The sequence below is a fragment of the Candidatus Dormiibacterota bacterium genome (assembly GCA_035532835.1).
Taxonomy (GTDB): Bacteria; Vulcanimicrobiota; Vulcanimicrobiia; order Vulcanimicrobiales; family Vulcanimicrobiaceae; genus DAHUXY01.
The window spans coordinates 1-7,511 of the sequence record DATKQG010000078.1 but is presented as its reverse complement, the minus strand read 5'-3'; the positions used below and the strand labels follow the sequence as shown (position 1 = coordinate 7,511).

The following is a 7,511-nucleotide window of genomic DNA, read 5'->3' as shown; positions in this document are numbered from 1 at the left end:
AGCCGCGCTCCCCGTTTCGCCGAAATGCAACGCGCGTTGTATCGGATGCATCTCGGAACAAGAGCCGGATGCGGGGCTGCCTTCTCCGCAAACGCGCATCGATTTCGAAACCACGGCGGACGAACTCGCGCGCATCGGCGTGCATCATCTCGAACGGGTGGAAGACGGCATCGTTTCATTCGGCCAAGGCTGCGAAGGTGAGCCGCTCTTGCGATCGATCGAGATCGCGCGAGCGATCGAACTCATTCGAAGCAGTCGCAAGAACGGAACGATCAATCTCAATACCAACGGTAGCATGCCGGCCGCGCTCGAACGCTGCATCGACGCAGGTTTGCAGGCCGTACGCATCAGTCTCAATTCGTTTCGGCCGGACGTCTACGCCGCGTACTATCGCCCGATAGGCTACGGCCTCGAAGACGTGCTCGAATCGATTCGCCTTGCGAGCCGGCGCGGGCTACGCGTCTCGCTCAATCTGCTCACCCACCCCGGCATCACCGACGACGAGGCGGAAATCGATGCCATGCGCGCGTTTCTGAGCGGCGTGCGCGTCACGATGATTCAAACGCGGACGCTCAACATCGACCCAGAGTGCTATTTTGATGCCGTCGGGCGTCCCGACCATCCGCTCGGCATGCGCGTGGCGATCGCGGCGATTCGCGAGAGCCACGTCAGCGTCGGGAATTTCACGCATACCCATTAACGAAGGGGTGGGCGTTCGATGAAGCTCTGGCATATTGCCGCGGTCTTGGTCGCCGGACTCATCGTCGGTCAAATCCATCCCGGTCTCCTGACGCAGACCTTCCGCTGGGCGACGCTCGAGCTGTTCTTGCCCGCGCTCATCTTTGAAGCTGCATGGAATCTTGATTTTTCCTTGATGAAGCGCGCTTGGCGGCCGATTCTGCTGTTGGCCGTGCCGGGTGTGGCCATCACCGCCGGGCTGGTGGCGCTGGCGGTGTATCGCTTCGGCTCCGTCGGCATCGGCACGGCGCTACTCGTCGGAGCGATCTTGAGTGCAACCGATCCGGTGGCGATCGTGGCGCTGTTTCGCCATTTGCCCGTTCCGCCCGCGCTCAAGACGATCGTCGAAAGCGAATCGCTGCTCAACGACGCCATCGCCGTCATGCTCTATCGCGCCGTGCTGGCGGCGATCATCGGGACGGCTTCCGCGGCTCACGTCGGCGCGATTGCTGGCCAGGCTCTCCTGGGATCGTTCGCAGGCATCGCCTTGGGCGCGATCGTTGGTATTGCTTGCGCTTATGTCGTGCGCAAACACCCGAACGCGCTGGCGCAAGGCTTAGCCACCGGCATCGCCGCGTACGGGGCGTACGCGCTCGCCGACCGTTTTGGCTGGTCGGGGATTTTTGCCGTCATCGCATGCGGTATCGCTTTACGCGAGCGGCAGGGCTACGCGATCGGGGACGCGGTTGCGGAGACGGTGGAATTGGGTTGGGAGCGCGCGGCGACGGTCGCGAACCTCTGCTTGTTCTTTCTGGTCGGTACGGCGGTGGAGAGCGCGCATCTTTGGAGCGAACGCGCGTTTCTCGGCATCGTGCTGGCTGCGGTCATCATCGCGCGATTCGTGCTAGCGTACGGTTTGCTCGCGCTGTTGCCGCGGATGCTCCGTTCCTGGAAGACACTGGTTCGCTTCGCCGGCGTCCGAGGAGCGCTCTCGCTGGCGTTGGCGTTGGCGCTCCCGGCAGAGATCCCGATGCGCTCCCTCATCGTCGACGCGACGTTCGTCGTCGTGATTGCGACGCTTCTCCTAGGTTCGCTGACGCTTGAACGAAGGGTTGGCGCCCTAAAGCTGGGCGAAGGATCCTAATGCATAAAGCTTAGGCCGAATCCGATGTAGCGGCCCTGCTGGCCGGCGATCGGCGTCGGCGTGAAACCGTACTCGATGTCGATCTGCCCATTCTCCGAAAGCGCCCGCTGATAGCCCGCATCGAGAACGGACTTTCCTGGAAGCCCCAGGCCGGCGTGGCTGAAATAGGCGTACTCGGCGAATGCTTGCGACCGGGAAGAAAGCGCTATCGTCATCTCCATCGATGGGATGAACGCGGCGTAATGCCGGACGTTGCCGCTCGCATCGAATGCGCTCAGAGTGTTGAATCCGAACGTGCCGGCTAGGCCCACTACGGGGGATAGCGCGTAGCCCCAATTCGCATTTGCGGTGTATTGCGCGCCGCCGGCGCTAAAGGCCGGTGTTCCCGTTGGCTCGCTGATCTGCACGTTCGCGCCCCAGAGTGCTTTGCTCGTATACCCGGCTTCGTACTTCACCCCAATGGCGCCGTCGCTCGACCCGCCGATGATGCTCCCTCCAACCGAGGAGCGCATGACGTTAGGCGGCGTGAGAGCGATCTCGATACGCGGTAGCACGGTGCCGATGCGAATAAAGCTCGACGGGTAGGACGCGATGTCGCCACCACCCGCGCCGGTAAGGACGGTATTGCTCCAGCCGTTTTCCACTAACACGTGATTTGGCCGCACCGTGCAGACGCCGGTGCCTACGGTTGGCCTCGTGACGATCGACAGGATGGACCCGCACGGGTCCGCTACGGCAGTTCGTGCGGGAGGATGCGATGGGCGAGGCGATGGCGCCGTGACGGGCGCGGTTGTTGTCAACATGCATGTAGTATCGAGCGTCGCGCGGCATCTGGGCAGCCTCCGTTCGGCCTATCCGAACGGATCATCCGTTCGGCGGCTGGTGGGCTTGCCGTTCGGGCCCTATGCTTGCGTAGATGCTTGAATTAGGATTGGTCGCGCTCTCATTGCTCTGCTTTGCCGCGCTCTACGCCTACACCGTCGCTTGCGAGCGGGTATAGCCGCGCCATGATCTTCGATGATGCGGCCGGTATCGTGCTGGCGCTGTGCGCGCTGCTGTATTTGGGGTACGCGATGCTGCGCCCCGAGAAGTTTTAGAGGATGCCGCATATGACGGCTACCGGATGGGCGCAAGCGATCTTATTGCTGATCGCGGTATTGGGACTTGCCAAACCGCTGGGCCTTTACATGGCGAAGATCTTTGGCGGCGAACGTACGCTCCTCACCCCGGTCGTCGAGCCGGTCGAGCGCGCGATCTATCGCATCTGCGGCATCGATGCATCGCGCGAAATGACATGGTCCGGTTACGTTTACGCCTTGTTGGCGTTCTCGTTCGTATCGGTCGCGTACCTTTACGTCTTGTTACGAACGCAGGCGTGGCTCCCGTTCAACCCCCAGCATTTTGGAAACATGGCGCCCGACTTGGCCTTCAATACGGCCATCAGTTTTATGACCAACACGAATTGGCAGTTCTATTCCGGCGAGAGTTCGCTCAGCTATCTCACGCAGATGGCGGGGCTCGGATGGCACAACTTCGTTTCCGCGGCTGCGGGCATCGCCATTGCGATTGCGGTCATTCGGGGCCTCGCGGGAACGAGCGGAAAGGCACTGGGGAACTTCTGGGTCGATCTTACACGGGCATCGCTGTACCTATTACTTCCGCTATGCATCGCGGGCGGGTTGATCTTCGTCATGCAGGGCGTCCCGCAGAACTTCCACGCATATCAAACGATCGTCACGCCCGAAGGCATCTCGCAGAGCATCACCGGCGGCCCGATGGCTTCGCAAGAAGTCATCAAAGAGCTCGGGACGAACGGCGGCGGCTTTGTGGGCGCGAACTCCGCATCCCCGAACGAGAATCCGACGCCGTTTAGCGACTGGTTCCAAATGTTTCTGATCCTGTGGATCGGTGCTGGCCTAACCTATACCTACGGCCGCATGGTGCGCGATACACGGCAGGGATGGGCGATTCTCGGCGCCATGACCGTTCTGCTCGTCGTGGGATTCGGCGTCGCGTACGGAGCCGAAGCTGCGGGTAATCCCCTCATCCATCAGCTCGGTGTGGCCGGTGGAAACATGGAGGGCAAGGAGTGCCGATTCGGCATTGGGGCCTCGGCGCTGTTCGCGACGGTAACGACCGATACGTCATGCGGCGCGGTCAATGCGATGCACGATTCGTTCATGCCCCTCGGCGGTTTGGTGCCGCTCGTGAACATGCAACTGGGTGAGATCATCTTCGGCGGCGTGGGCTCGGGCTTCTACGGCATGATCGTCTTTGTCGTCCTCACCGTGTTCATTGCCGGATTGATGGTCGGACGAACGCCGGAGTTCTTGGGCAAGAAGATCGAGCGGCGCGAAGTGCAGTTTGCGATCCTCGCGATCATGGTGACCCCCTTCTTCGTGCTGATCCCAACCGCTATCTCGGTGCTTTTACCCGCTGGCTTAACGACGCTGAATAATTCGGGCCCGCACGGATTTGCGGAGATCCTCTATGCGTTCAGTTCGACGAATGCAAATAACGGTAGCGCATTCGGTGGCCTGGGAAGTAACACATATTATAACGTTCTCACCGGTGTGGTCATGCTCTTCGGGCGATTCTTGGTCGCGATTCCTGCGTTAGCTCTGGCCGGGTCGCTAGCCGGTAAGCAGCGCGTACCGGAGGGCGTGGGAACGTTCACGACCTATTCGCCGGTTTTCGTCGTGCTTCTCATAGGCGTCATCGTCATCGTCGGCGCCCTGACGTTTCTACCGGCCGATGCCCTCGGCCCGGTGGTCGAACATTTGCTGCTTTTGCAAGGAAAGACGTTCTAGTCCATGATTTCCTCACGTCGAGCCGCACGCCGCGCACAGGACCGCCCGCTCTTCGAGCGTGCCATTATCGGCCCTGCCATCGCGGAGTCGTTCAAGAAGCTTGACCCGCGCTGGCAAGCGCGCAATCCCGTGATGTTCGTGGTCGAAGTCGGCGCGCTTGCAACCGTCGTCTTTGCCCTTCGCGATGCGACCAGCGGCGGCCCCGCGGCCTTCGATGCGGTGATCTCCGCGTGGCTGTGGTTCACCGTGCTCTTCGCGAATTTCGCCGAAGCTGTGGCCGAAGGGCGGGGTAAAGCGCAAGCCGATGCGCTACGGCGCACCAAGACGCAGACAACGGCCAATCGCGTGATTGGCGATGTGCTCGAAGCGGTGATCTCAAGCGCGCTGCGCCGAGGCGATGTGGTGCGCGTGCAAACCGGGGAGATGATTCCCGGAGACGGCGAGGTGATCAAGGGCGCAGCAACGGTCGACGAATCGGCGATTACGGGAGAATCGGCGCCCGTTATTCGCGAAGCCGGCGGCGATCGCAGCGCCGTCACGGGCGGAACGCGCGTGTTGAGCGACAGCATCGACATTCGCATCACGTCGAACCCCGGCGAAAGCTTTCTGGATCGGATGATCGCGATGGTCGAAGGCGCGAAGCGGCAGAAGACGCCGAACGAGATCGCGCTCTCGATTCTGCTCGCCGGCCTGACGATCATCTTCGTCGTCGCTGTAGCGACGTTAGCGCCATTTGCCGTGTATGCCGGTGCGCGACTGAGCGTCACGGTGCTGATCGCGCTACTGGTCTGTCTCATCCCAACGACGATTGGCGGGCTGCTCTCCGCCATCGGTATCGCCGGTATGGATCGGGTGATGCAACGCAACGTCCTGGCGATGAGCGGACGAGCGGTTGAGGCGGCGGGCGATGTCGACACGCTCCTGCTCGACAAGACCGGAACCATCACGCTGGGTAATCGCCAGGCGGTCGCGATCGTCGCAGCCGAAGGCGTCACGATAGAAGAAGCGACGCGCGTGGCTTACCTAACATCGCTCGCCGACGAGACGCCGGAGGGCCGTTCCATCGTGGCGCTAGCGCTACAGAATGGTCTCCAGCCGCCGGCAGCTACCGACGGCGCCTTCGTTCCGTTTAGCGCATACACGCGCATGAGCGGCGTCGACCTTTCCGATGGCGGGAGGTTGCGTAAGGGCGCGCCGGATTCGATTATGGCGTGGGTAGCGCAATCCGGCGGCAGCGGGCACGCCGGCCTTTCCTCCGATGTCGAACGCATCGCGCGTAGTGGTGGGACGCCGCTGTTGGTTGCGCACGACGACTGCGTCTTGGGCGTCATCCATCTCAAAGACATCCTCAAGCCGAACATGAAGGAACGCTTCGATCGGCTTCGCGCGATGGGCATCCGTACGGTGATGATTACGGGCGACAATCCCTTAACCGCGGCGGCCATCGCGAAGGAGGCCGGCGTCGACGATTTTCTCGCCGAGGCTACGCCTGAAACCAAGATGGAGTTGATCAAACGGGAGCAGTTCAGCGGGCGCTTGGTCGCGATGACGGGCGACGGAACCAACGACGCCCCCGCTCTGGCCCAAGCCGATGTCGGCGTCGCGATGAACTCCGGCACGCAGGCCGCTAAAGAAGCGGCCAATATGGTCGACTTGGATTCCGACCCGACGAAATTGATCGAGGTCGTTGAGATCGGCAAGCAACTGCTGATGACGCGAGGCGCCCTCACGACCTTTTCGATCGCGAACGACGTCGCGAAGTACTTCGCGATTCTCCCGGCGATATTCATCGGCGCATACCCCGCGATGCAACAACTCAACGTGATGCGGCTCTCGACACCGCAAAGCGCGATCCTTTCGGCCGTAATCTTCAACGCGCTGATCATCATCGCGTTGATTCCGCTGGCGTTACGCGGCGTCGCGTACGTTCCGCGCGGCGCGAACGCGGCGTTGCGGACCAACGTGCTCATTTACGGATTCGGCGGAATCCTAGTGCCCTTTGTCGGCATCAAGCTCATCGATATGCTACTCGCGCTCTTGCACCTTACGTAAGGATATGACGGGGATGTTTCAATTCGGCGTGGCCATTCGGATGACGATCGTCTCGGTCGTCTTGCTGGGACTCATCTATCCGCTGGCGATGACCGGCGCGGCGCAAGCGATTTTTCCGCGCGAGGCCAACGGTTCGCTCGTGATGCGCGACGGCAAGGTTGTCGGTTCCGATATTATCGGCCAGCGGTGGAGCAAGCCGGAAGATTTCCAAGGACGCCCATCGGCTGCGGGCAAGAATGGATACGACCCAACGGCCACCGGCGGCACCAATCTCGGGCCGACCTCCGCGAAGCTCATCGCCGCCACCAAAGCGACGATCGCGCAGCTGCGCAAGCAAAATCCGCAGGCCACCGTGCCGCTTCCGATCGATCTTGCTACCACGAGCGGTAGCGGTATCGATCCCGATATCAGCGTGCAGGGGGCGTATTACCAAGCACCGCGCGTCGCGTTTGCGCGTCACCTTCCGCTCGCTCAGGTCGATGCGGTGATCTCTCGTGCGATCGAGCCGAGGGAGCTCGGCATTCTGGGCGAGCCGCACGTCAACGTGCTGGAGTTAAACCTCGCCCTCGACGCCCTGAGTAAGCGTGGCGGCCGGCCGGGCAAAGACTAGGAGTTCGCGTGCCCCAGCTTCAAGCAGCCGTCGAGCAAAGGCACGACGTTGCGGCCATCGGGGCGTACGGAGCGTTCCGCCGACGGCGATGGTCGTCTCGCTCTTCGAACGCGCGATTTCGATCAGGCGCGCCGGCGCGTCCTCGGAAACTTCGTTGATGAACTCGGCGTTGACCGCGCGCGCGATGCGGGCGATCTCGTCGAGCGTTTGCGGATCG

Annotated in this window: 8 protein-coding genes; 6 read left to right on the top strand and 2 right to left on the bottom strand. The window is 61.9% G+C overall.

The genetic code is table 11. The features are described from left to right. Together VMW12_09585 and VMW12_09580 are read left to right on the top strand one after the other, a co-directional pair. The coding region (locus VMW12_09585; protein ID HUZ49969.1) for a radical SAM protein at window positions 1–700 on the top strand (700 nt) is incomplete at its 5' end. An 18-nt stretch (window positions 701–718) separates the two neighbouring features. After that, window positions 719–1,822, top strand: a complete 1,104-nt coding sequence (locus VMW12_09580) for a cation:proton antiporter (protein HUZ49968.1) — start codon at window positions 719–721, stop codon at window positions 1,820–1,822. Here VMW12_09580 and VMW12_09575 read toward each other — a convergent pair. After that, complete coding sequence (locus VMW12_09575; protein ID HUZ49967.1) at window positions 1,819–2,472, bottom strand: hypothetical protein; 654 nt, start codon at window positions 2,470–2,472, stop codon at window positions 1,819–1,821. The two genes, VMW12_09580 and VMW12_09575, sit on opposite strands and share 4 nt — an antisense overlap. A 357-nt stretch (window positions 2,473–2,829) precedes the next feature. On the opposite strand from VMW12_09575, the gene VMW12_09570 reads away from it, so the two are divergent. Genes VMW12_09570 through kdpC form a run of 4 tightly spaced genes read left to right on the top strand, consistent with a single transcriptional unit; the run spans window position 2,830 to window position 7,294 of the window. Further along, window positions 2,830–2,919 carry a potassium-transporting ATPase subunit F gene (locus VMW12_09570; protein HUZ49966.1) on the top strand — a complete coding sequence of 30 codons (90 nt, stop codon included), beginning with the start codon at window positions 2,830–2,832 and terminating at the stop codon, window positions 2,917–2,919. Between the two features lie 12 nt (window positions 2,920–2,931). Beyond that, the gene (gene kdpA, locus VMW12_09565) at window positions 2,932–4,632 is read left to right on the top strand and encodes a potassium-transporting ATPase subunit KdpA (GenBank protein ID HUZ49965.1); all 1,701 of its coding nucleotides are present in this window, start codon (window positions 2,932–2,934) and stop codon (window positions 4,630–4,632) included. Window positions 4,633–4,635: 3 nt separating this feature from the next. Then, complete coding sequence (gene kdpB / locus VMW12_09560; GenBank protein ID HUZ49964.1) at window positions 4,636–6,684, top strand: potassium-transporting ATPase subunit KdpB; 2,049 nt, start codon at window positions 4,636–4,638, stop codon at window positions 6,682–6,684. Between the two features lie 13 nt (window positions 6,685–6,697). Next, window positions 6,698–7,294 (top strand): potassium-transporting ATPase subunit KdpC, encoded by a 597-nt coding sequence (gene kdpC / locus VMW12_09555; protein ID HUZ49963.1) that lies wholly within the window; start codon window positions 6,698–6,700, stop codon window positions 7,292–7,294. Here the strand turns inward: kdpC and VMW12_09550 are convergent. Next, the coding region (locus tag VMW12_09550) for a hypothetical protein (GenBank protein ID HUZ49962.1) at window positions 7,238–7,511 on the bottom strand (274 nt) is incomplete at its 5' end. The genes kdpC and VMW12_09550 overlap by 57 nt on opposite strands.